At 60.6% G+C, this 24,835-nt stretch carries 23 protein-coding genes; 18 read left to right on the top strand and 5 right to left on the bottom strand.

The annotated features are described in order from the left end of the window. Window positions 1-45: 45 nt before the first annotated feature. Window positions 46-174 (bottom strand): hypothetical protein, encoded by a 129-nt coding sequence (locus Enr13x_RS39395; protein ID WP_261344181.1) that lies wholly within the window; start codon window positions 172-174, stop codon window positions 46-48. A 236-nt stretch (window positions 175-410) separates the two neighbouring features. Between Enr13x_RS39395 and Enr13x_RS39390 the strand changes: the two genes are divergently transcribed. The 13 genes from Enr13x_RS39390 (at window position 411) to Enr13x_RS15170 (ending at window position 14,131) form a co-directional block, all read left to right on the top strand. Further along, window positions 411-839, top strand: coding sequence for a type II secretion system protein (locus tag Enr13x_RS39390; RefSeq protein WP_197456045.1), 429 nt, complete (start codon window positions 411-413; stop codon window positions 837-839). A gap of 94 nt (window positions 840-933) precedes the next feature. Continuing rightward, window positions 934-1,458, top strand: coding sequence for a response regulator (locus Enr13x_RS15225; RefSeq protein ID WP_145387435.1), 525 nt, complete (start codon window positions 934-936; stop codon window positions 1,456-1,458). After that, complete coding sequence (locus Enr13x_RS15220; protein WP_145387433.1) at window positions 1,451-2,971, top strand: PAS domain-containing sensor histidine kinase; 1,521 nt, start codon at window positions 1,451-1,453, stop codon at window positions 2,969-2,971. The genes Enr13x_RS15225 and Enr13x_RS15220 overlap by 8 nt, the downstream gene beginning before the upstream one ends. 16 nt (window positions 2,972-2,987) lie before the next feature. Next, window positions 2,988-3,320 (top strand): STAS domain-containing protein, encoded by a 333-nt coding sequence (locus tag Enr13x_RS15215; protein ID WP_145387431.1) that lies wholly within the window; start codon window positions 2,988-2,990, stop codon window positions 3,318-3,320. A gap of 12 nt (window positions 3,321-3,332) precedes the next feature. Beyond that, window positions 3,333-5,174: a GspE/PulE family protein gene (locus Enr13x_RS15210; protein WP_145387429.1), complete on the top strand. Its 1,842-nt coding sequence runs from the start codon at window positions 3,333-3,335 to the stop codon at window positions 5,172-5,174. Window positions 5,175-5,178: 4 nt separating this feature from the next. After that, window positions 5,179-6,483, top strand: a complete 1,305-nt coding sequence (locus Enr13x_RS15205; protein WP_145387428.1) for a type II secretion system F family protein — start codon at window positions 5,179-5,181, stop codon at window positions 6,481-6,483. A gap of 174 nt (window positions 6,484-6,657) precedes the next feature. Then, on the top strand, window positions 6,658-7,770 hold the full coding sequence (locus tag Enr13x_RS15200) for a hypothetical protein (RefSeq protein ID WP_145387426.1): 1,113 nt from the start codon (window positions 6,658-6,660) through the stop codon (window positions 7,768-7,770). Beyond that, window positions 7,767-8,540, top strand: coding sequence for a hypothetical protein (locus tag Enr13x_RS15195; RefSeq protein WP_145387424.1), 774 nt, complete (start codon window positions 7,767-7,769; stop codon window positions 8,538-8,540). The genes Enr13x_RS15200 and Enr13x_RS15195 overlap by 4 nt, the downstream gene beginning before the upstream one ends. Beyond that, a complete protein-coding gene (locus tag Enr13x_RS15190; RefSeq protein WP_145387422.1) occupies window positions 8,537-9,232 on the top strand; it encodes a hypothetical protein in 696 nt (231 codons plus the stop codon). Before Enr13x_RS15195 ends, Enr13x_RS15190 begins: the two co-directional genes overlap by 4 nt. Beyond that, on the top strand, window positions 9,222-9,758 hold the full coding sequence (locus tag Enr13x_RS15185) for a hypothetical protein (protein WP_145387420.1): 537 nt from the start codon (window positions 9,222-9,224) through the stop codon (window positions 9,756-9,758). Before Enr13x_RS15190 ends, Enr13x_RS15185 begins: the two co-directional genes overlap by 11 nt. A 151-nt stretch (window positions 9,759-9,909) precedes the next feature. Further along, window positions 9,910-12,384: a type II secretion system protein GspD gene (locus Enr13x_RS15180; RefSeq protein WP_145387418.1), complete on the top strand. Its 2,475-nt coding sequence runs from the start codon at window positions 9,910-9,912 to the stop codon at window positions 12,382-12,384. 189 nt (window positions 12,385-12,573) lie between these two features. Further along, window positions 12,574-12,819, top strand: a complete 246-nt coding sequence (locus Enr13x_RS15175; RefSeq protein WP_145384425.1) for a hypothetical protein — start codon at window positions 12,574-12,576, stop codon at window positions 12,817-12,819. 91 nt (window positions 12,820-12,910) lie between these two features. Continuing rightward, window positions 12,911-14,131, top strand: coding sequence for a hypothetical protein (locus Enr13x_RS15170; RefSeq protein WP_145384426.1), 1,221 nt, complete (start codon window positions 12,911-12,913; stop codon window positions 14,129-14,131). 984 nt (window positions 14,132-15,115) lie between these two features. On the opposite strand, the gene rimO is transcribed toward Enr13x_RS15170, so the two are convergent. Then, the gene (rimO, locus tag Enr13x_RS15165) at window positions 15,116-16,534 is read right to left on the bottom strand and encodes a 30S ribosomal protein S12 methylthiotransferase RimO (RefSeq protein ID WP_145387416.1); all 1,419 of its coding nucleotides are present in this window, start codon (window positions 16,532-16,534) and stop codon (window positions 15,116-15,118) included. A gap of 103 nt (window positions 16,535-16,637) precedes the next feature. Next, window positions 16,638-17,807, bottom strand: a complete 1,170-nt coding sequence (locus Enr13x_RS15160; RefSeq protein ID WP_231744310.1) for a prenyltransferase/squalene oxidase repeat-containing protein — start codon at window positions 17,805-17,807, stop codon at window positions 16,638-16,640. Between the two features lie 578 nt (window positions 17,808-18,385). Here Enr13x_RS15160 and Enr13x_RS15155 point away from each other — a divergent pair. After that, entirely contained in the window at window positions 18,386-18,985 is a 600-nt protein-coding gene (locus Enr13x_RS15155; RefSeq protein ID WP_145387412.1) for a hypothetical protein, read from the top strand. Between the two features lie 550 nt (window positions 18,986-19,535). Here the strand turns inward: Enr13x_RS15155 and clpP are convergent. Both clpP and Enr13x_RS15145 read right to left on the bottom strand, forming a co-directional pair. Beyond that, on the bottom strand, window positions 19,536-20,126 hold the full coding sequence (gene clpP, locus Enr13x_RS15150) for an ATP-dependent Clp endopeptidase proteolytic subunit ClpP (protein WP_145387411.1): 591 nt from the start codon (window positions 20,124-20,126) through the stop codon (window positions 19,536-19,538). A 54-nt stretch (window positions 20,127-20,180) separates the two neighbouring features. Beyond that, window positions 20,181-20,840 (bottom strand): ClpP family protease, encoded by a 660-nt coding sequence (locus Enr13x_RS15145; RefSeq protein WP_145387409.1) that lies wholly within the window; start codon window positions 20,838-20,840, stop codon window positions 20,181-20,183. A gap of 438 nt (window positions 20,841-21,278) precedes the next feature. Here Enr13x_RS15145 and yacG point away from each other — a divergent pair, with 438 nt between their 5' ends. The 4 genes from yacG (at window position 21,279) to Enr13x_RS15125 (ending at window position 24,771) form a co-directional block, all read left to right on the top strand. Continuing rightward, window positions 21,279-21,476, top strand: coding sequence for a DNA gyrase inhibitor YacG (gene yacG, locus Enr13x_RS15140; protein WP_145387407.1), 198 nt, complete (start codon window positions 21,279-21,281; stop codon window positions 21,474-21,476). 112 nt (window positions 21,477-21,588) lie between these two features. Then, complete coding sequence (gene greA / locus Enr13x_RS15135) at window positions 21,589-22,071, top strand: transcription elongation factor GreA (protein WP_145387405.1); 483 nt, start codon at window positions 21,589-21,591, stop codon at window positions 22,069-22,071. Between the two features lie 428 nt (window positions 22,072-22,499). Beyond that, window positions 22,500-23,186, top strand: a complete 687-nt coding sequence (locus Enr13x_RS15130; protein ID WP_145387404.1) for a hypothetical protein — start codon at window positions 22,500-22,502, stop codon at window positions 23,184-23,186. Window positions 23,187-23,289: 103 nt separating this feature from the next. Beyond that, window positions 23,290-24,771, top strand: a complete 1,482-nt coding sequence (locus Enr13x_RS15125; RefSeq protein WP_145387402.1) for a phytoene desaturase — start codon at window positions 23,290-23,292, stop codon at window positions 24,769-24,771. Window positions 24,772-24,835: the final 64 nt, after the last annotated feature.

The following is a 24,835-nucleotide window of genomic DNA, read 5'->3' as shown; positions in this document are numbered from 1 at the left end:
CCAGCAGCTGCCAAATCGCGCTTCGCAGCGGGATTCCAGCGCCGCTCAAAATGCTGCGTCCCCTTCCAACACGCGTCGGACCGCGACCGATCGAATGTTGCCCGGGCGATGCATGCGATGGATTCCTGCAACATCGTCGTCTCCGCTGGTCAACGCATGTCGCAGGACCGACACCGGCGACCAATCGTAACGGTGGTGCCGATCGCACAGCGGCGGGACACTCTGTAGGGTGGCCGAAAAAATCAGAATCCGCGCCCGCACGCCATCATTCCGACAAACCCGTCCTAGTTTTCAGTGCGTCACCAAGCGAGCCAGAGCACGCAACACGAACTCACGGGAGTCGAGTGCCGGATCGCTGTTCACCACATCCTGCTGACGCTTCAGCAATCAAACCAAAAAGGCAAACGGATATGACACGCAAAAAGCGTCAAGGTTTTTCACTGATTGAGATGGTCATTGTGATCCTGATTTTGGGCATCATCGCCGCGGTCGCCGCGCCACGGATGTTCGATACCGCCGAACAGGCGGAAATCAATACCACGCGCCAGCAATTGGCCGTGCTTCGCAACGCGATCGAAATGTACCGAGCCCAAGAAGGCAGCTACCCGGCCAGCGGCGATTTGAAAACGGCGATGGCGGACATGCTCAACGGCCCGTTTCCGGAACCGACGATCGGACCGGTTCGAGGGCTGTCGGACGTTTACTACGACACCACCACGACCTCCGCGCCGGTGGTCCCGGCGCCCGACGGCACGAGCGGCTGGGCGTACAAGCCCTACAACGGCAGCTTGAAGTTGAACCTGGATCCGGCCGGCACCGACATCGGCAAAGATTGGTAAACCCGGTTGCCGCGACGGCACCCCATCCGCGGCACCCATCCGCTTTGCTTCCCTGACTGACGACACTTGAGCCGGCCCTCCGAGACTGTCTGATATGCCCACTACACCAACCGTGCTGATCATCGAAGATGACCCCGTCTTTCGACGGGTGTTGAGCTTTACGGTTGCCAAGAGCGGGCTCGCCGTTGAAACCTGCAATGATGGTGAATCCGGCTATCAACGACTGCTCCAAGGCGGCATCGATTTCATCGTGACGGACTTTCAGATGCCCGGCTGCGGCGGCGTCGAACTGCTGCAGCGTCTGGACGCATTAGCGGACTATCAGCGACCGCCTGCGATTCTGTGCACCGCCAAGGGCCTGGAGCTCGATAGCGAAAAATTGCGTGTCGAGTTTCGACTCGCCTGCATCATGCACAAACCGTTTAGCCCTCGAAAATTGAGCGAGGTGATTCTCCGTCACCTCGAACAAGACGGCGGCACGGATTGCCGTGACGGCGTCCGGGCCGAGCCCGAATTTCCCACGCTGCCGCCCTTGAGCCCGCTGCCGGCCTTGCTGGGACAAAGCGTGCCGCCGGGACAGGCTGTTTCACAACCGCCCCAGGGCTGTGGAGATGCCTGATTCTCAAACGACAGCCGTGGTTGCCTCCGGCGAAGGCGCCCCCTCGGCGTCGGAGACCACCGCATCGGCCCCGAATTCGAATCCCTCCGGCCGGGTCCTGGTCACGACCCGGATCGGAATTCTGTTTTGCGCGACGGCCTTGTGCGCGCTGCTGTGCGGCATCGCGGCCAGCTCACTTCCGCAACTGCGATCGTTCCAGTCCATCATGTGGGTCGCGACCGTCGCGGTTTGTTCGTTGAGCGGTCTGATGTCGATGCGATCGGTCCGCACGCTGCGGACCATCGAAACCGAGTTGCTGCAAAGCGGCGGCCAACCGGAACGTTGGCGAACGGTCCGCCCGATCATCGGCGAAGAAAAAATCACCGAGGCCTGGAATGAACTGCTGCGCGAAGCCGAATCGGGCTGCACCGCAAGCGACGAACGCACACCGGCCTCGTTGGATCAAGAAGCGATCACGCTGGCTCGCGCCATGCGTGGGCTGCCGGCGGCCTGGGTGATCACGGACTTGGACGGCAGGTTGTTGTTCATCAGCCCACCGGCCTGCAGCCTGTTCAGTCTTGCCGAAGACGCCAACCACATCGGACGCGACTTACTGGATCTGTTGGCATTGCGGGCGGGCGACGACTCGGTGATCGCCAAACGCCAACGCTTGCTCAGCAATGTGCGGATGATTCAAGAACGCCATCAAGTCACGATGGGCGGGGAACGCGTCCACCTTCGCATCGCCCGCTCCAGGCTGGACGGCCGCAGCGGCGACGGCGAAGGGATGGCTTGGATCCTGACCGATGTCACTCAGCAAGAACTGGCGACCAAATCGCGCGACCAATTCCTGTTGACCGCCACCCACGAACTGCGGACCCCGCTGACCAACCTGCAAGCCTACGCCGAGGCGCTCCAGGCCGAAGACCAACTGGAAATCGATCAGCAAAAAGAGTTTTGCAACGTCATCGTCTCCGAAGCCCATCGGCTGGGCCGATTGGTCGACCAGCTGTTGACGGTCGGCCAAATGGAAGCCGGTTCGATGGTCGCCAATCGGCACGAGCTGGAATTGTTGCCGATGGTCGAATACGCCGCCGATCAGATGAAGGCCCAGGCCGAACAGAAACATCAACGACTGGTCACCGATTTTGCGGCCAAGCTGCCCACCGTGTTCGGCGACCGCGACAAATTGCAAGCCGCGCTGGTCAACCTGGTCGGCAACGCCGTCAAGTACACGCCACCGGCCGGTGAAATCATCGTCCGCTGCGGCGTCCAAGACGACTGGATTCGAATCGACATCCAAGACAACGGGCCGGGGATCGAAGTCGAAGAACAGGACAAGGTGTTTGACAAGTTCTTCCGCGGCAGCAACGCGGCCAATAGCGAGCTGCGGGGCAACGGTTTGGGACTGGCATTCGCCCGCGAAGTCGCACGGATGCACGGCGGCGAAGTCGAATTGGAGAGCGAAGTCGGCCGCGGGTCCACGTTCATGATGCGTCTGCCCATCGGCGGCCATTCGCGCAGCGGCATCTAGACAAAGGCGTACCACCATGGCCCGACTTGATAAACACGGCAGCGTCTATGTCGTTCGTTCCGAAGGCCCGCTTCGCGCCGAGACGGTCGGCCCGATCGGGGAGATGATCGCCAGCAAACTGACCGGCGGCGTCCCCGCCATCGTCGTCGATTTCAGCGACACCCCGCTGATCGACAGCCGCGGGTTGGAATGGCTGCTCGGGCTCAGCGACGAGTGCTGTCGGCGTGGCGGATGCCTGCGTTTGTGCAGCGTCGGCGAACTTTGCGACGACCTGTTGCGGATCACCGGCGTCGGCGCCCACATCGAAACGTTCCCCGATCTGACGACCGCACTCGGCAGTTTTGCCTAACCGGAGGATTCGATGGCGATGAAAACGATTGCGAAACCGTCCTCCGATGCCGCCGGTCTCGGTCCGCCGCGGATCGTGCTGCCGTCACGCCGTCCCGGCCTGACGCACGGCGTGATGCCGCTGGGAAGCCGCTTGATCGAAGCCGGGTTGATCCGCGAAGACCAACTGGAAACCGCGCTGGCGCACCAGGCCAGCGAAGAAGACCGGTTGCAGGCCCTGGCCGCTCAAGAGGGCACCGAATCGATCGGCCGCGTCAAACGGAAACACTTCAAACGACTCGGCGAGGTCGTGGCGGAACTGGGGCTGGTCGACGAGGCCAGCTTGCTGCCCATGCTGGGCGAACAACTGGGCGTCGAAGGCGTCAAGCTCCGCGAGGGATTGATCGACCCGATCGCCGTCGCGCTGATCCCCCGCGAGGAAGCCGAACGCTATCGCGTGTTGCCGCTGATGCGCGTCCGCGATGAACTGACCGTGGCGATGGCCGACCCCCAGGACCTGGCGGCGATCGACGCGCTGAGCGACATCAGCGGTTGCCGCATCCGCCCCGTGTTGACCCTGGCCAGCGGCATCGAACGGCTGTTGCCGCGCTGTTACGAAGACGACTTTGCCGTCGATTCGGTGACCGCGGATCTGGACGTCGAACAACTGGAAATCGATTCCGAAACGATCGATCTGGACCTGCACGGCACGCAACAGTTGGCCGAAGGCAGCCCGGTGATCAACCTGGTCAACTACGCGATCATCCAGGCCGTTCGGCAAGGCGCCAGCGACATCCACATCGAAGCCGGCAAGAAATTCACGTCGATCCGCTTTCGCATCGACGGCGCACTCCGCGAAGTCATGAAGCCGCGCAAGGAAATGCACGCCGCGATCGTCTCGCGGATCAAGGTCATGGCAAAGCTGGACATCGCCGAACACCGGCAACCCCAGGACGGGCGGCTGCACGTGCGTATCAGCCGCCGCGACGTCGACCTCCGTGTCAGCACGCTGCCCACCGTGCTCGGTGAGAAAGTCGTGATGCGGGTGCTCGATCGCAATAGCGTCACCTTCGATCTCAATGCGCTTGGGCTGCCCAACACCTCGCTGAACTCCGTCCGCCGCATGCTGTCACGGCCGCACGGGTTGGTGCTGGTGACCGGACCGACCGGCAGCGGAAAAACCACGACGCTCTATTCGGCCATCGAACTGATCAAAGGCATCGAACGGAACGTGATCACCGTCGAAGATCCGGTCGAGTACCAACTGGAATTGATCAACCAGGTTCAAGTCGCCAAAGAAACCGGGATGACATTTGCCCAAGCCCTGCGAAGCATCTTGCGACAAGACCCCGATGTCATCATGGTCGGTGAAATCCGTGACCGCGAGACCGCCGAGACCGCGATCCAGGCGGCTCTGACCGGACACCTGGTCCTGAGCACCTTGCACACCAATGACAGTGCCGCCGCGATCACCCGGTTGATGGACATGGGAATCGAAAGTTTCAAAATCGCCGCAAGCCTGGCCGGTGTGATCGCGCAACGCTTGATGCGAAATCTTTGTCCCCACTGCAAAGAAACCTATTACCCGTCGACCAAGATGCTGGAAGAACTGCATTACGTCGGTGACCCACGGCAGGGTTTTGCGCGCAGCCGTGGCTGCGGCGAGTGCTACGAATCGGGCTATCGCGGCCGCTCGGGCGTTTACGAATTGTTTGAGATGACTCCCGACGTCCGCACGCTGATCAACGACGGTGCGGACCTGGAAACGCTGCGTCGCTCTCGGACCGGGCCGACGCTCTTGAGCGAAGGGATCGAGTTGGCAAAGAACAAAGTGACCAGCTTGGAAGAAGTCGGACGCGTGGCACTGGTCGATTGAAATCATGAAGGCGTTCACCCCACTGAAAACCGTGCCGAATGAACGGGAAGACCTGTCCGGTTCTCCCGCGCCCGGCTCCTTCCCATCACGCGGTTCGGCCGACAGCGGGTCTCGATCCACGGGCAATCAAGCCCCCGGACCGACTCGCAGCTCGGCACACAGCGCGGCACACAACCCGCTTGCCAATCCCCGGGGCAATCCCGCGGCCAATCCCGCGGCGGCGTTGCCCTCGCCGACCCGCCCATCGGGATCTGGCGGCATCTTCCTGTTCCCGGTTTCGTCGTCGACGGTTCTGTTGAGTCTGAACCAGTTGGCCGTGATGAGTCAAAACGGCGTTGAGATCGCAGAAGCGGTCGGCCACGTCGCGGACCATTGCCAGGACCCGCGTCTGGGCGAATCCCTGGATGCGATTCACCAGTCGCTCAGCGGGGGCAGCCGTTTTTCCAGTGCCGTCGCGGCACACGGACAATACTTTCCCGCCTCGCTGCCGCCGATGCTTGCCGCGGCCGAAGCGACCGGCGATGTCCCGCAAACCCTTGGCAACGTCTGCGAACGGATGCGTGGGGAATTGGAAATGCGGGCCTCGATTGTCGGCGCGATGATCTATCCGGTGATCTTGATCGCCGCCGCCTCGGTCGTGATGACCGCACTGATCCTCGGTGTCCTGCCGCAATTCGGACGCGTGTTCCAATCCACCGGACGGCCCGTCCCGGCGTCGACCCAATTCTTGTTGGACGTCGGGACTTTCGGTCGCGACTATTGGATGGTGCTGTTTCCCGTCGGCATCGCCGCGATCGTGGCGTTGTTCATGCTGCGTCGCCACCCCTTGATCCAAGGCCCGATCGGTAAACTGTTGCTTTACGCGCCGATGATCAAAGACGCTTATCGCCCCCTGATCGCCGGAAGGTACTTTCGCACGATCGCGGCGATGGTCCGCGGCGGCGTCCCGATGTTGCAAGCGGTGCGACTGACACGCGATACCGTGCAAGACCGTTCCTGGCACGATCTTCTCGATCGCGTCGAAGCCAATCTGATCGATGGGCTCAGCGCCAGCGACGCGTTGGCGACGGCTGACTTTCTGCCCACCGAAGCGACCCAGATGATGGCGACGGGTGAACGGACCGGGCGAGTCGCGGAAGTCCTCGATGACATCGGCCGCTTTTACGAACAAGAAGGCGGACGCAAGATCAAACGACTGGTCATCGCGCTCGAACCGGTGATCATCCTGGTGATGGGCGTCTTCGTCGCCGGCATCGTGATGTCGGTGATGCTGCCGCTGTTGGACGTTTCCACGATCCAAGGCGGTTGATCGGATTCGAATCTGCCGATTACAACGGCAACACTAGTCTCCCCCCCAACACGCCCGCCCCGGCATTGAGGTAGGAGATCGCAATCGTTTGATCCGTTCGCTTCTGTGACGTACATCCCTACTGCCGAGCCTGAGGCGGATTCTAGGCCGGCCTTTCCTCGACCCTGCCCGATCATGACGTCCACCCCATCCCCCGTCTCGCAGACTCGGCCGAACGTGAAACACCGTGCGCCGACGATGACGTTTTGGCGGCGATCGGGACAGTTTTCTCAGCACGGCACGGCCTACATCGGCATCGACGTCGGCGAACACAACGTTCGCGTGGCGACGCTTCGTTCCTCCGACCGACCGGGCAACGAACACGCTTGGGTCAGCCGTCATCAATTCGCATTGCCGACCGAACGCGACCAAGACATGACGCCACAGTGGTTGCAGGAGGTCCTGACGTCGATCCACCAGCGTCTGCCACGCTGTATCGAAGGGGAGAGCAACGTCGCGGCCATCGCGCTGCCGATCGCCTGGACGCATTACCAAACCGTCGTCGGCAACGACATTCCCCAGGCCCGCCATCGCTGCAGCGAAATGTTCCGTCAATCGGTGTTCCAAAGTGACGCACACTTGTGCCATTGGCCGGTCGTGGGCGTCCATCACGGTCACCCCTGCGGTGAGGATCAATACGTGATCGCGGCCACAGCGGAACAGACCGCCTGTCAGATCACCGACATTGCCAGCGCCAATGGTTTCAACGTTCAATCGATCCTGCCGCACGGTGTCGCGCTGGCCCACGCCGCAGAATCCTTGACCGGCATCGACGCCCAAGCCGTGCTCTGGCTCGGTCACGCCTCGGTGCTGGTCTCAGTGCGGCACCAGACGGGAGTCGGTTTGACGCGGACGCTGCCTTCGCTGCCCGAGCAGATCTTGGAATTGGACCAACCCGATCGGCCGCTCGACGCCCATACCCTGCGCCCTTACCTGACCGAAATCGCGACCGAATTCAGGGCGACCGCCCGTTACGCCGCCCGCGCCGACATGGGCGGCGTCTCCACCAAACCACTCCTGATCGCCGGGCCGCTGGCGGAAATCCAGGGTGTCGATGAAATCATCGCCACCCTGACCGAAACCCCCGTCGCGATTTGGTCCTACAGTGGCCCCCAGCGTCCGACGACTCTGGCCAAGTACCTCGACCGCGACGTCGAATTCGTCCGCCGACTCGATTCGTCCTATGCCGGAGCACTTTCTCTGGCGTGGGCCGCGACCCGCTGTTCCAGTCGAGGCTATGGGCGATGATGCAACTCGAACAACACGCCACCACCGAGCACGATGACCTCGGAAGTGTCGGCATCGATTTTGTTCCCGAACCCTCCGATGCGATGGCCCCGATGCCATGGCCGCCGGACGCACCGACCGCAGCGGTGCCGTGTCAAAACGTGACCGACGGCTTGGGCGGCTGGCAGGATTTCGAGCTGATGCCGCCACACTACCGCGCCAGACGTCATGCCGAACAGGCCTTTCAGAAGTGGTCGGTGGTGCTGCTGGTGCTCTTGTCGATCACCGTCGGATCGTCCGTCACCCTGTGGCTGCGCGGCCGTCGAACCATCGCCAAGAACGCCGTCCTGGTCGAACAAGCGCAACCAATTGCCGAACTCCGCCGCACCACGCGTCTGTTGAAAACCGAAAACGCGTTGTTGGAAAAATGGTGCACCTGGGTCGAATCGGCCAAGCCCGACGACAGCGTCGCGCAAGTGCTGGGCGCCGTGGCGCAGGCCACACACCCGGGCCCCAAAGTCCCGGCGGCGCAACACCTGGACGTGCAGTCGATCGAGGTCAAATTGCCACTGGAATATGACGTGTCACTGAAAGAGCCACCGTCCTGGGCGGTGCCCCGCGTCTCGTTGACCGCGGTCGCCAACAGCCGGGATGTCTTGATGCCCTGGAACGACCGCTTGGAACAATCGGGCCGCTTGCAAGAGGTCCAATTGAACACCCCCGGTGGCGCGTGGCGCGAGGCCCTGATTCAAGTCACCGCACAACCGCTCTCGTCAACGTTGCTGCCATGAACCATCCCAATCACCTGCATCGGAACAACGCGAGATGGGGCACCGAGCCGGCGCCGCACCTGCGCTGGGTCAGCACACCGCTGCGATGCCACGTCGTCTGTGGAATCATCGCGACGGGGCTGATCGCATTGGCGAGTACGATTTGGATTTATCCCGAAATCTTGGCCGCCGACCCCTCCCACAGCCCACAGCAAATCGCAGACGCCATCGAATTGATCTCCAGTCGCAATCGGTTGCAGAATGAATTCAACCAAGCCGATGAACGTCGACGCCTGACTCAACAGCGCATCGATCAGATCGCCGCCTGGCTGCCGCACAACCGCTCTTGGGAAAACGTGCGATCGAGCCTGCAAAATGAAGCCGCTGCCTGCGGTGTGCAGTTGATCGCCCTGGATCGTGGCCGCCCCCATCAGGGAAAACGCATCGCCGTACTGGAAGCGGAATGTGAAATCCGGGGGTCCTACCCAGACATCTGCCGGTTCCTGCAACGGAGCGTCACCGCCGACTTGCCAATCTGGTGCGACGAAATCCGTCTCATTCGAGCCGCCCCAGACGATCGCGCCGCCGCGGCCCATGCCGGCAACCCGGACCCGGTCCGATGCCTCGCCACCGTTTCTCTGCGCATCCCGTCGGCCGGGAAAGACACGACCGCCGCAAAACTTTTGAAGCGGAGCAGCGATCATGAAACCTGACCCGAACCGCAGTGCCGGTCCGCGACCACGCACGGTCCCCCCCAACGACGCCAAAAAGAAGAAACAACTTGCCCTGGTCGCATTCCTGCTGACCGTGTTGTTGATCGCGCTGGTCTGTTCCCCGTCGGGCGAACCTCCGACCGGCGACGCTGCGACCTCGATCAAGACGTCACTTGTCTCTCTCAAACCACTCGACCAGCAGACCCCGGACGGCGACCAGGATGAATTAATCGAACGCTTGGTCACGGCCGCCGATCTGCCCACCCTGACCCACGACGTGATCACCGCGACGGATTTGTTTCGGGGACCGGCAGTGGAAGTCGTTCAATCCGCCCCCGAACCGACTCCGACACAAGTCGAGCCCCCATCAACGGTGCAATACAACCTGGGTGCTGTCTATGGGGCGTACGAGGGAACCGATCGCAAGGCACTGATCGACGGCCAAATCGTGCGATCGGGTGAAACATTGGAAACCGGCGTCGTGGTCATCGAGGTCTCCGATCAGGGGGTTGAGGTCGCTCCCTAGGGATTCGTCAATTCTCCCTAATTGGATCAAGTTCACAGGTTTTGCTTCGCTGTCGCGCGTCAGACGCCGATACGACAACAGTGTTAGTTTATGCCGATTGTGTCGGTTGTTCGGGTTTTCAGTTCATCCAACGTGCAAGGAAGCTCACCGGATGCGGATTTTGTCTCTGGCGATCATCGGAACCCTCTGCTTGGGGATGATGCCGTGTGCGCAAACCGCGGATACCCAAGTCGAACGCGCCAGCAAAATCGCCGCCGGCACAAACGCGACCGGCAAAACCAGCGGCTCCCAGCGCCCTGATCTGCCAGAAACTCCCGGCGACCCGGCCTGCGAGCCCCCGTCGGCTTTACTGCTGCGCGGTAAATCCAAGACCATCTTGCAGGCGGGAAGCTCCGAAATCGGTGTGTTCCCTGCCGACGTGACGACCGCCCATCAGTTGACGAATCTGCCCCCAGGAATCGATGCCTCGGCGATTCGGCTGGTCGCAGCAGCTGACGATCCGCCCCATGCACCGGTCGCGTTGGCCGCGTTCGAATCAACCGGACCGTCGTCGTCGTCGGAAGCTTCCGATTCGCCTGCGTCCGATCCCTCGCAATGGCAAACTCGTGGGCGATCGCAGCCCCCAGCGGCCCACGACAGCGCTCCGCTGACCGCACTGCCCTTGCCGCCGGCCGATGTGATACCGCTGGCCGAGCTGTCGGACCAGACGGCCGGCATCCGTCCCGGCACCCGCCAGCGGCGGACCAGTGCTGCGTCTCGAATCGTCCCGATTGCTGGCAAGACACCGATCGCACTGCCCGTCCCCAACCGCTCAAGCGACATCCGCTCCGCCCCGCCCGGCTCGCGCCCCACCGCCACGACGGGTGACACGGCCAAGCATCGGCATCCCGCGCGGCGGCCGCAACGCGTCCCCGACGGGCTGCGTCCCGTCGCATCGGCACGGTTGATGCCCGCTCCCGAACCGGTGGGAACGATGCCACAACCGCTGACGCCCAGTCCCGCCCGCGCGGCCTACACACCGATGGCGCCGCCGCACCCGAGCGACATCGGAAATCTGCAATCGATCCAACTCGCTCAACCGGCGACCGCGGAAAACTTGAGCGTTCACAACGGCAGCATTGATTACGTCGTCCACCATGCCGAACCAGATGCCGAATCAGATGCCGATCAGCGGCGTGACGTTCAAATCGCTGACTTGATTGTCGGCTCGCTGCCACATTCGACTCGACGGATCGCCCAAGTCGTCGCGGAATCCGACGACGCCGAAGCCGCCGATGCCCCGACAGAATTGCCACAACCGGCGGCCGATCGAAAAGGTTTTGCGATCCCACTCAAGCCGGCCCCCGGCACCGATCGCGCGACGCTGGAAAAACACGCCGACCTGGTCACCCTGATCGCCAACGATGCCGACTTGCGCAGCGTGCTAAGGATGATCGCCGATCACCACACTTTGAATCTTGTGATCGGCCCAGATGTGAACGGACCGGTCACCGTCAGCATCCGCGGTGCGCGGCTGGACGAAGTGCTGGATGCCATTTTGGGTGTCGCGGGTTTTCATTGGCATCGGTCGGACAACCTGCTGTATGTCACCGGCGCCGAAACGGCGACCCTGGATCCCAAAGTCCAAGGCCGTAGGCTGCAAGTCTATCCGCTCAACTATGTCGCCGCCGCCGATGTGCAATCGGTCGTCACCGGACTGCTGTCCCCGGTCGGCAAGGCGTACACCAGTGAAGCGGATCAGCTGGATCAACTCAAGACGCGTGAACTGTTGATCGTCGAAGACAACGAAGCGGGGCACCAACGTGTTTCCCAGTACATCGCCCAGATCGATATTCCGCCGCGACAAGTCCTGGTCGAAGCCCATGTGCTGCAAATCGACTTGAATGACGAAGAACGACACGGCGTGAATTTGCGTGCACTGGCGCGGGTCTCGGGCGCCAAAGTCGTTTTGGAAGGAACGGGATTCGCCGAAGAAAACCCCGAGGGGCCGTCGCTGGCATTCCGGATCAATGGGACCGACATCGGGCATTTGATCGAGGCGATCCACGTCAACACCAACTCGCGCACCCTGGCATCCCCCAAAGTCAGTGTGGTCAATCGGCAAACGGCCAAAGTGCAAATCGGACAACGTCTGCCGTACGCCGTCGCCACAACCACGCAAACGGCAACGATTCAAAATGTCCAGTTCTTGGACGTCGGGATCGTCTTGGAAGTCACGCCCGTGATCACGCAAGACGGCAACATCCTGATGACGGTCCTGCCCAAAGTCTCCGGCGGCAAGATCACCGAGAGCGGCTTTCCCGAAGAAGACACGACGCAAGTTTCCACGACCGTGCTGATGCCCGACGGCAGCGGGCTGGTGATCGGCGGCCTGATCCGCGAAACCGATTCCATGAGCGAAGCGAAGGTTCCCCTGGTCGGCAGCATTCCCGTCGTCAAACGGCTATTCAACAAACGTGCCGCCGAAACCCGACGCAACGAATTGGTCGTCGCGCTGGTCACCCACATCATGCACGACCCCAATCCGGTCCGCGAAAAAGAGTGCCTGGACCTGCAGAAAGCGCTGCCCCCGCACGCCGCCAAGGCATTGCGTTATTCGCCCGAGATCCGCTACTCGAATCATTGACCCCAGTGGGATAGGCTTCCAGCCTGTCATGCCGCAACTCGTTACGAGGCTCCGCTTCGTAACGCGATTCTCCAGAGGCTCCGCCTGGGCTGCGCAAAACCGACCGGTTTTGTGTTGAAATTGCTATTTGAGAATTTGACGGAATTGGTTCTCTTATATGCAGTTTTTCCGCGTCATGGAGGTTCAGTCATGTCTCAAGCCACGATTGAGTATAAGTCACCTGTTTCCAAACTTCTTGGTTCGGCACGCCGTGGACGAGAGAAATGGAAGAACAACGCCATGCAATCCAAGCGGTTGATTAAGGAACTCAAGCAAAACCTCTGCAATGCGAGAGAGAGCCGCCAGCGATGGAGAGGCGAGGCAAGCCAACTGCGGCGGCGCGTCGCCGAGCTGCAGAGTGAATTAGAGCAGTTAAAAACGCGGAGCAGCCCCTGAAGAATCGCCCGACGCAGCCGTCGACTCAATTGCTGCCGCCGGCCCCCAACATTCTTTTTCGTTGAGTCTCGTTGTACTCACGATTTCTTGGGTGCTCCAAGCAACCATCAGCTATCGAGCTTGTGAGAAAATTGCCCGCACGCTAGGCACCATCCATTCTGGATTGTCTCACGCCCCTACGGCAAACACGATTCAGAACTGGACGCTGCGACGGGGGCTGCATGAATTAACGCGTCCCAAAGAACAGGCCGACGATTGGATTCTCCTGGTCGACCACACGATCCAATTGGGAAACGAGAAATGTCTTTTGATCGTTGGGATTCGCCTTGAACATTGGCTCAATCTCGATCGGCCTATCCGACTGAGCGATCTCTCGGCCATCCTGATCGAGATTGTCCAGACATCCAACGGCAAGATTGTTGCCGAGCAACTGAAGAAAGCTGCTGACCGAGTCGGTCAGGTCAAGGCCATCATTTCCGACCAAGGTTCCGACTTGGTCAACGGAATCGCTGGTTTTCAACAGGAAAGCGAGTCGACGATCGCATTGACCGACATGTGTCACCGAACTGCGACGGCACTCAAACATGTCCTGCAGAAAGACCCTCAATGGGATTCGTTTCTCGGGCACTGTGGAAAGACACAACCGAAAGCCAAACAGACTGAGCTGGGATCGTTGTTGCCTCCCAAACTCAAGGTCAAGGCACGCTTCATGAATCTGCACAGTCTGATCGGGTGGGCAGAGCGGATGTTGCGTCTGCTTGACACCCCCCATGAAGAACGTCAGCAACAAGATCGACTTGGTCGCCTGGAAGAGAAATTCGCTTGGGTGCTTGACTATCGTGAATCGATCGCAGTCTGGGCACGTCTGATGCGGATGGTCGACAAGACGTTAGAGCACTCACGAACAGTCGGTTTTAACGCAGACTCGGCTGCTTCCCTGGCTGAAAAACTTTCGTGTGATGTAGGCGATTGGCAGAGCCAAGCGTTTCGCGACGAGATCGTCTCGGCGATCGAAGAGAATTCAAGCATTCTTGCCCCCGGGGAGAGGTTGCCGGCGAGCAGCGAAATCCTTGAATCCTTGATCGGTAAGGGCAAGCAGATGGGTCGACAACATTCTCGCAGCGGTTTCACCCGCAACGTCTTATCAATGGCTGCCAGCGTCGCCGACGTCAGTGCGGAAGCCATTGAAACGAGCCTCGCCTCCGTTACCCACAAAACCCTATGCAATTGGGTGAAGGACAACCTCAGACAAACCATGACGATGTTCCGCCGCAGCGTACTACCGTCATCCCCAGGAACCGATACGGCCTAAATCTGCTATCCTTCTGAGTTGCAATTTTGCGCAGCCCAGGCTCCGCCTCACGATCGATCCCCGAGCCGGCCGAGGCGGAGCCTCAAGGACATTGCGTTCCCAGGCGGAGCCCGGGAACGAGGGTGAGAGCTGTGGGATTGGCTTCCAGCCTGTCATCCGCAACTCGTTACGAGGCTCCGCCTCGTAACGCGGTTCTCCAGAGGCTCCGCCTCACGATCGATCGCCGGGCTGGCCGAGGCGGAGCCTCAAGGACATTGCGTTCCCAGGCGGAGCCCGGGAACGAGGGTGAGAGCTGTGGGATAGGCTTCCAGCCTGTCATGCCGCAACTCGTTACGAGGCTCCGCCTCGTAACGCGATTCTCCAGAGGCTCCGCCTCACGATCGATCGCCGGGCCGGCCGAGGCGGAGCCTCAAGGACATTGCGTTCCCAGGCGGAGCCCGGGAACGAGGGTGAGAGCTGTGGGATAGGCTTCCAGCCTGTCATCCGCAACTCGTTACGAGGCTCCGCCTCGTAACGCGATTCTCCAGAGGCTCCGCCTCACGATCGATCGCCGACCCGGCCGAGGCGGAGCCTCAAGGACATTGCGTTCCCAGGCGGAGCCCGGGAACGAGGGTGAGAGCTGTGGGATTGGCTTCCAGCCTGTCATGCCGCAACTCGTTACGAGGCTCCGCTTCGTAACGCGGTTCTCCAGAGGCTCCGCCTCACGATCGATCGCCGACCCGGCCGAGGCGGAGCCTCAAGGACATTGCGTTCCCAGGCGGAGCCCGGGAACGAGGGTGAGAGCTGTGGGATTGGCTTCCAGCCTGTCATCCGCAACTCGTTACGAGGCTCCGCCTCGTAACGCGATTCTCCAGAGGCTCCGCCTCACGATCGATCGCCGGGCCGGCCGAGGCGGAGCCTCAAGGACATTGCGTTCCCAGGCGGAGCCCGGGAACGAGGGTGACGCGCCGCTCGCTCACGCGTCCGGCTGGCAGGGCGTCGTCCTTATGCCGTCGGCGCGGCCACCAGGTCATACCCTTGGCTGGCGACGATCTCACATTCGACGATGTCGCCGACCTGCGGCTCGGAACCCGATTCGATGCCACTGACGTAGACCACCCCGTCGATCTCCGGCGCCTCCGAGCGGGTTCTGCCGATCCAGACACCCTCTTGCTCTTCAAACTTGGAATCGATGATCACGTCATCGAGTGATCCGACGCGATCGGCGTTCCACTGAAACGCGATCTGCTGCTGAACGGCCATCAGCTCACTCATCCGCCGCTCGGCGATCTTCGCGGGCACGCGGTGGGGCAACTTGGCCGCCGGCGTGTCTTCTTCGACCGAGTAGGTGAACACGCCCAGATGCTCAAAGTGTTGCTCGGCGACGAAATCGACCAGCTGTTCGAAATCGTCTTCGGTCTCGCCCGGGAATCCCGTGATCATCGTCGTCCGCATCACCAGTGATTTGATCTGTTCACGCAAACGCCCCACAATTTCTTCCTGCAGCGAACGGGTCGTTTTACGGGACATGCGTTTCAACATCGCGTCACTGGCGTGTTGCAACGGCATGTCGATGTACGGCAAAATCCGCTCGGCACCGGCCAGCGTTTCCACCAACCGGTCATCGATGTACATCGGATAAAAGTACATCAGTCGGATCCAATCGATCGAATCGATCTTGTCCAATTCCGTCAGCAGTTCCGTCAGCTTTGGCGTGCCGTACAGATCCTTGCCATAGTACGTCGTGTCTTGGGCGACGATGACGACTTCGCGAACGCCACTGTCCCCCAGCCGTTTCGCTTCATCGACCACTTGTTCGATCGGCTTGCTGTAGTGCTTGCCGCGCATCTTGGGGATCGCGCAGAACGTGCACAGCCGATCGCACCCTTCGCTGATTTTCAGGTACGCAAAGTGGCGCGGCGTGACGGCCGAACGGACGGCATCGGACAGCGGCCGGATCGGCGCGGGGCGAAAGACGCGTTGTTGTTCCTGGATCCCGCTCTTCAATCGATGGGCGACGTCGACGATGTCGTTGCGTCCGAAAACGCCGACCATCGCATCGATTTCCGGACGCGCTTCCAACAACTTGCCCCGCTGACGCTCGGCCAAGCAGCCCGTCACGACCACCCCGCGAATTTTGCCCTGACGCTTCAGGTCCAACATTTCATCGATCGCACCGAGCGATTCTTCACGCGCCGAGTCGATGAAGCCGCAGGTGTTGACGACAACAAAATCCGCCGCATTGACGTCCCCCACCATTCGGTACCCGTCCTGGTCCAGCCGGCCGAGCATCTGTTCGGTGTCGACCAAGTTCTTGGGACAGCCCAACGAAACCACGGCGTAGCTGCCGCGGGCATCTGCCCCCCCCTCCTGAGGAGCCGGGGCCGGGGCGGAATCCGATAAATTGACGACGGGAAGTTGCATGGAATTCAGGTTAAGAGGCTGGTTCGGCATTCGATCGCTGGACGCAGCCGATCGAAGCGAACCATTGGAACCGAATTCCTCCAAACGAGCAAACGGTTTGGGATCACTCGCGGCAATACTTCAGCGCCAGCAGCGCGTAGGCCGTCACCAGATTGCGGTTGCCTTCCATCCAGCGGTCGTTGCCGTCGTTGACCCACGATCCGTCAGCCTGCTGCGCATCGACCAAGGTCGCGGCCAGCTCGCGTTTCCAGTTGTGATGTTTGCCTTCCGAATCGGTCAGCACGCGGATGTCCGCGGCCGCCAAGGCTTTGCCGAAGGTGTGGTAGTAGTAGTACAGCCCGGCTTTGCCCATCCCGGGATTCTCGTCCAGCGAATAGGTTTTTTGGATAAAGTCCATGGCGGCCGCGACGCGAGGGTCGTCGCTGGTCAGGCCGGCATAGATCATGCTCTTGAGCCCCGCGTAGGTCATCGAACCGTAGCTGCGGAGCGCCCCGCCATTGTCACCGTCTTCATTGTCACCGTCTTCGCTGACGACCTTGGTTTCTCCGCCGGCGGCCGGCGTGTAATAAAACCCGCCGTCGCCGATCTTGTCGGCATGCTCGGTGTCGTTTCCGTGGCCGGCCAAATTTTGTGTCCGGCTGACAAATCGCAGCGCCTTTTGGATCGCTTCGTCGTCGGCGTCATTGCCCAAGTCTTTCAAGGCATCGACCAAAAAGGACGTGTTGGACAAATCGGGACGGGCGTGTTTGCCGTAGCCCGCACCGCCATACGCCGTGTCCGACGACTCCACGCCTTCGCCCTCGTCCCACTGAATCTCCTTCAAATACGCTTCGGCACGCTTGAGTTGACTTTCATATCGATCATCACGATTGGCGGCGACCAAGGCGCCGACGGCGACGGACGTTTCGTAGTTTCGGTACATCGATCCCGTCGCGTGGATCCCGCCGCTGGGACGGACATTGTCCAGGATGAACTGAATCGCTTTTTGAACGACCGGCGAGTCGACGTCGGTGGGACGATGCTCCAGAATCGCTCGGACGCACAATGACGTCACCGCCACACCGGTCTCGGGGCTGAACGCGCCGTCACCGGTCTGACCGCGATTCTTCAAAAATCCGATCGCCGACTCGACACTCTTGTCGATCGCCGCATTGGTCTGCTCCGGTGACTCAAATTCCGCAGCGACCACCGACGGCACCGAGGCGACGCCGACCAGGAAAGCCAGAATCAGACCGGAAAAACAAGAGCGTGAGCCTATTGAAATGTCGGACATGTGCATCCCGATTCGAACCCCTAACAGTGGAAGGTGGGCGGTTTGAACGTCACAACCGCTGCGATGACTATAGCTTACGCCCCATTTTACGCTCCAGGCTGACAAGCGTGCAGGTCACTCGGCCCAGCGTGACGAACGAAGCCTTACAGGGCGATACGATGTTTAAAGAAAGAAGGGATGCCGTTTTTAAAGTCACCCTCCCTGGCAGGAGGGTCGAGCGCAGCGAGGGGGGATGCCGTTTTAATGTCACCCTCCTGGCAGGAGGGTCGAGCGCAGCGAGGGGAGGTCGATCGGTCAATCGCAAGTTTAACTTCACCTACCGGAGTCGCGTCCCAAGCAGCAAAGAGCCCCCTCTCCTCGCTACGCTCGACTCTCCCAGGGGGAGAGTGACCAAACCCCTTTAATTTCAACCACTTCAAACTGCGCGCCCCCTGGTAGGAAAGGTCGATTGAGGTGTGAAACCATTCATTGACCACACTCTCACGACAGCACCTCGCCACAACGACTCCGCGTCCGCCCCGATCCTCCATTCCATCCGCCGCCCGATGCCACCGACCGTCATCCCGACGCCCAACGCTGTGACGCAATCTTTAGCGGCAGGGCGCGAGCCCTCCGGTGTTTTGGCAAAGATGCGGAACCGGAGGGCTCGCGCCCTGCCGCTAACAGCTCAAGAAACAGATGGAAAAAATGCTTCCCAGCGTTGCCCGACGCCGTCCCGCCGCGACACCGCGGGCGGTCTGGCAATCGGCCAACCGATACAGGGCGATTCAGGCCCCACGGCCGCCAACCAACCGGTCGCTGCACCGCCGCCCCTGTTCCGTCTGAGAACGCTGCGCAAGACCATCGCGGCAGTCGAATCGCGGCCCGTGACCTTGCAGCTTCGACGACGATCGACTGCGGACGACGGCCCCGGAGCCGCTGATCAAAACGAGTTGCTGCTGCGGATCGATCCGCCCGAACCGCCTCCAGCCCCGCCATCGGCTGACCGTATCACGCCAGCCAAAGCCTTGCCCGCCGGGTGCGCGAAAGACCTGTTCTCCGACCACACCGGCGACTTGATCGCCAGCCTCAGCCAATGGTCCTTGCGGCTCGATCGACGCGAGGCCGAACTGGATCGGCGTGAACGCGAATTGAACCAGCGATTGCGGCTATTGCGACAACATCAATTCGCCGATTGATCCGCCGCACCCAACCGTTCCACCCAAAGTGGGGTAAGCATCCTGCTTGCCTTCCTCGAATCGCCAGATTCGAGGTCCATTCATTCGAGGGCCATTCATTTGAGGGCAGGGATTCCGGTGGCGCGTTAAGGCGACCACCGGCTACATGCGACACCCCCTCGCGGCAACGTTGTGAAGCCTTTTCCCCATGTGTTTCGTGAGGTTTTAGCGGCAGGGCGCGAGCCCTCCGGTTCTTCCTCTTTTGCCAACACACCGAAGGGCTCGCGGGCTGTCGATTTTGTGAGCCGCGACGCGTAAGCGGCCGGGCACTGCGACGCTGCCCGGGGCCTTACGGCCAACGGCTCACCATTGACTCAGCAGATCCCGACAGAAACGACAGCCCGCTCGCGCCCTGCCGCTAAAAAATGCTTCTCAGCATTGCCCTCTCGGGGTAAAACCCGCTCCGCAAGCGGATTGGGCCCGTAAAGATGTGGGTAAAGCGAAGCTTTCCGGCCTGTCGACGCTGGATTGACAGGCTGGAAGCCTCTCCCACACAAAACGGTTCGTCCGGTTACGCTTCGCCGGCGCGTTTGACGACCTTGTCGATCAAGCCGTACTCACAGGACTCTTCGGCGCTCATGAAGCGGTCACGATCGGTGTCCGTTTCAATTTTTTCCAGCGAGTGACCGGTGTGATCGATCATGATTTCGTTCATGCGTTTCTTGATCCGCCGCAGTTCTTCGACGTGGATCTCGACTTCGCGGGCGGTGCCTTGCATGCCGGCGAGCGGTTGGTGAATCATGATCCGGGCGTTGGGCAGTGCGTAGCGTTTACCGGCGGCTCCGGCGGTCAACAGCACGGCGCCCATCGAGGCGGCTTGTCCGATGCAATACGTGGCGACGTCACAGGAGACGAATTGCATGGTGTCGTAGATCGCCATCCCCGCGGTGATGCTTCCGCCGGGGCTGTTGATGTACAGGTGGATGTCCGCCTTGGGATCGTCGCTCATCAAGAACAGCATTTGGGCGACCAGCGAGTTGGAAATCTGGTCATCGACTTGTTGACCGAGAAAGATGATTCGGTCTTTCAGCAGTCGGCTATAGATGTCGTAAGTGCGTTCTTCGCGTCCGCTCTTTTCAACGACGTAGGGGATCAGTGGCATATCGGTATTCTTGGTTAGTTTGACTGGAGAGGGGAAAACGAAACGGGTGACGGATCAGCTGGCGTCTTCGTCTTCGTCTTCGGCCGGCGGCTTGGTCAGGATATCGTCGACCAATCCGTACTCTTTGGCCTCGTTGGCCCCCAGGAAGAAATCGCGATCGGTGTCTTGGGCGATTTTATCGACCGCTTGTCCCGAATGGTTGGCGATGATCTGGTTCAGCACATCGCGATAGCGGAACATCTCGGCCGCTTGGATTTCGATGTCACTGACCTGTCCGCCGACGCCGCCCATCGGTTGGTGCATCATCACACGGCTGTTGGGCAGACAGTACCGTTTGCCCTTGCTGCCGCCGACCAACAAGACGGCCGCCCCGCTGCAGGCTTCGCCGACGCAGTACGTCGCGACGGGGCACGACAGGATCTGCATCGTGTCGTAAATCGCCAGCGTCGCGGTGACGCTTCCGCCGGGCGAGTTGATGTAGAAATGAATGTCTTTGCGGCGGTTTTCGCTCTGCAAATACAGCAACTTCATCACCAACTCGTTGGCGTTGCCGTAGTGGATCTCGCCTTGCAAGAAGACGATGCGATTTTCCAGCAGCAAATCCCCCAGCGTCAGTTGCCGCTGGCGTTGGTAACTCTGGTAGGCGTGGCTACCGGAAATCTGGCTACCGGAGAGCTGGCTCGCGGCAAGCGGGTGCGTTAACGGTGAATCCATAAAGTGTCTTTGGGAGTTAAAAGCAACGAAATCGCATCGAGACCAAACCGAACAATGATCCATCGGCCTTGTAAGGACCGCTTAGTGTTCGCATCTTGGCGGAATCTGACAAGACCAGTGCACTGGCCCGCAAGACCAGTCTGCCCGCAACAACCGTCTTTGCCAGCCGTCTTTGCCAACACCGACCGAACCGGGCGCGGGTCGCACGAGGATGCAAATCGGATACCAAACCTCGGCGGGCGTCGCAAGATTCACTATCTTGACATTCAGCCGTCACACTGGCATCAATAGAGTGTCACGGCGGATTCCGCCCTGCCAAGCTGGCACTCGATCGCCCCCGCCGACGACGCGTTTAAGGTTGATTCGATGACGCTTGCGGTTTTTAATCGACTGGCCGCTTTGCATCACCTCCCGCATTCCCCACTCCAACCGCAATCCATGCCGAACGAACCCCGAGACAAATCGAAGTGTCCGACCTGCGGAAAACGCTTTCGGATGGACGAAACCGAGGCCCCGCCGTTCTGCTGCGCACGCTGTCGACTGATCGATTTGGGCCGCTGGCTGGACGAGGACATCAGCCTGCCGTTCGAATCCGACGAGTCGCCCAAGACGATCGACCCGGACCTGACGCGCTAAAGACCTTTACATTAACGCAGAAAGCGGCAAAACTACCGAATCAAGCAACGAAGCCTTTCCCGCCGTCTGGGTGGGGAAGGTTTCTTTTTTACAGTGACCCTTGGAGAGTGTGATGGTTGAATCGGTGCCGATGACCCGAGAGGGATACAACAAGATCAAAGCCGAAATCGAGCACCTTGATCGTGACGTGATGCCCGAGATCGCCGACAAAATCGCGTTGGCGCGCGAAGAAGGCGACTTGAAGGAAAACGCGGAATACCACGCCCAGCGTGAGAATCAAGGCAAGGTCCAAGCTCGGATCAACCTGCTCAAAGACAAACTGGCCCGGGCCACGATCGTCGACATGTCGGAATTGCCCCGCGACGAAGTCGTCTTCGGCTGCACCGTCACGGTCGAAGACCAAGACGACGGCATGGAAGAAGAATTCACCTTCGTCGGCGCCGGCGAAGACGACTACAAGTCCGGCAAAATCCTGGTCACCAGCCCGATCGGCAAAGGACTGATCGGGAAAAAGGTCGGGGAAATTGCCAAGATCGAAGTCCCCGCCGGCATGATGACGCTGAAAGTCATCAAAATCGAATTCCCGGACGTTTAACGGCTGAGAACCGCCTGGACACCAGCCCCCGTTGGTGTCCAGCCTTTAGAGACCGTCCAGCTTAGGTCGACCGGTTTTTCGAGTACGATGGCCCTTCCGGGCCGTCGTCCGCTGGACTCCCGGCGACGACCTAGAAAGGACGTCGTACAACGGTCTGCTGAACACATCACACTCATTCGACGAGATCGCTAGGATTCGTCGCGTTTCGCATCGTTTCTATGCTGGACGGTCCCTTCAGACGCATCCCCCACGCGCTGCAAAGCAGCAAGACCGGGCGGCTAAAGCCTGCACACCAACTGCCACCCCATCATTCTGCCCCCATCATTCTGCCCCCATCATTCTGCCCCCATCATTCTGTCCCCATCGTCTTGCCCCCATCGTCTTGCCCCCATCATTCTCCCCCTCCCCTCTGCTAACCCAACCAGCCCATGACCGCTGACGTCCCCCAAGACACCTCCGACGCCCCAGGTGACGAAGGCCCGGGCTGCATGCCTGCGATCCTGGCGTCGATGGTCTTGATGGGCATCCTCGGGTTCCTGACCTGCGGGGTGATGACCTGGCTGATTTTCGACAAACAAGACGAATTGGCGCTGCGTTCGATGCGCGGCAGTTTCATTCCCGCGGTGGAGCAAAGTTTGCTCGAACCGGAGGAGAAGGCGGCGACGGTCAAATTGCTCCACACCTTTGCCGACGAACTGGAACGCGGCCGACTGGAAGGCTGGCAAGCCTCCGGGGTGATGCAACGGATGACCCGGTTGCCGGTGCTGCAATGGGGACAGATCCGAGCGATCGAGAAATTCGTCGACGATCATCCCGATCAGTTCACGGCCGACGATTCCCTGCAATTCGACCGCTTGCGCAAAGGCGTGGAACGAGACAAGATCACCACCATTGACTTCGTTCATATCCTAACACCGGTGCTCCAGTCCGATCCCGGCAACGAGGAGGCTCAGTTGGTCGAACCGTTAACCGTCGATGCGGTCCGCGAAGTCGTCCAACGGGCTCGAACCTCGGCCGATCGTGGCGAGATCGCGCCGACGCCCAAGGACGACGTCGGCATCGACACCCTCGTCCGCCGCCAGATCGAAGCTGGAATCCAGAAGGGAACTTATTAGCGACCTGTGTAAGTGGGATAGGCTTCCAGCCTGTCGGGTACGGCACTGACACATCAGATTGACAGGCTAGAAGCCTATCCCACGCGTCCAAGGAACAACGTCTGTGTCAAATCGAAAGGTGGTCGTGGTCGGTGCCGGCCCGGGCGGATTGGCCGCTGCGATGCAACTGGCCCACGCCGGTTGTGACGTCACGGTGTTGGAACGCCGCGATCGTCCCGGCGGTCGAACGTCGGCCATCGAAACCGACGGCTATCGATTCGATTGCGGCCCGACGTTCTTTTTGTATCCCCGCGTGCTGAAAGAAATCTTCGCCGGCTGCGGCTACGACCTGATGAAGGAAGTGCCGATGGAGCGGTTGGATCCGCAGTACCGGCTGACCTTCGGCGGCGGCGGACAACTCGATTGCACCCCGGACCTGACGGAGATGGACCGTCAGATCGCCGAATTGTCGCCGGGCGACGTCGGATCGCTGGCCCGCTACATGGACGACAACCGGGTCAAGCTGGAAAAATTCCGCCCGATCCTCGAGTCGCCGTTCTCATCGATCGCCGACCTGATGCGGCCGTCGCTACTGGGCGCCGCCAAGCATCTGCACCCGTTTCGATCGCTCGGCCAAGAGTTGCAGCGGTACTTTTCCGATCCCCGACTGGTCATCGCGTTCGCGTTCCAATCGAAGTACCTGGGCATGTCGCCGTTCAATTGCCCCAGCCTGTTCAGCATCCTGTCGTTTCTGGAATACGAGCACGGCGTCTGGCATCCGATCGGCGGTTGCAGCCGGGTCAGCGAACGGATGGCGGAGATCGCGGAAGAACTGGGCGTCAAATTCCGTTACGAGGAACCGGTTCGCAGCGTGGAAATGGAAGGCCGGCACGTCCGATCGCTGACGACCGATCAAGGCAACTATGCGGCCGACGCGTTTGTGGTCAACGCCGACTTTGCCGACTGGATCACCCGCACCGTGCCCAACGAGAAACGCAAGCGATGGACCGACGAGGCGATCGCCAAGAAACGGTTCTCCTGCAGCACGTTCATGTTGTACCTGGGAATCGAAGGCTTGTACGAAGATCTGCCGCACCACAGCATCCACATCAGCGAAGACTATGAAAACAATCTTCGCGAGATCGAGCAGACACACACGCTCAGCCAAGACCCTTCGTTCTATGTTCAAAACGCCTGCGTCACCGACCCCTCGTTGGCGCCCGCCGGTCACAGCACGCTGTACGTGTTGGTGCCGGTGACACATCAGACCGGATCGATCGACTGGGCGACCGAGGCGCCGGCGTTTCGAGAACTGACGCTGGATCGAATGGCCGCGATCGGTTTGGGGGATGTGCGCAGCCGGATTCGAACCGAGCACATGATCACGCCCCAAGGCTGGCACGAAGACTACGCGATCCACAAAGGCGCGACGTTCAACCTGGCGCACAACCTGGGCCAGATGCTACACAACCGTCCGCGAAACCGATTCGAAGACTTGGGCAGCGTCTACCTGGTCGGCGGAGGCACCCATCCGGGCAGCGGACTGCCGGTGATCTACGAATCCAGCCGGATCACCAGTGGGCTGGTTTTGAAAGACTTTTCATAAGAGTTCGAAGAGTTTCAGGTTTCAGGTTTTCACCCTCGTTCCCGGGCTCCGCCTGGGAACGCAC

This window comes from Stieleria neptunia (assembly GCF_007754155.1).
Taxonomy (GTDB): domain Bacteria; phylum Planctomycetota; class Planctomycetia; order Pirellulales; family Pirellulaceae; genus Stieleria; species Stieleria neptunia.
The sequence above is the reverse complement of the archived record's forward strand: the minus strand, read 5'-3'. Positions and strand labels throughout refer to the sequence as shown.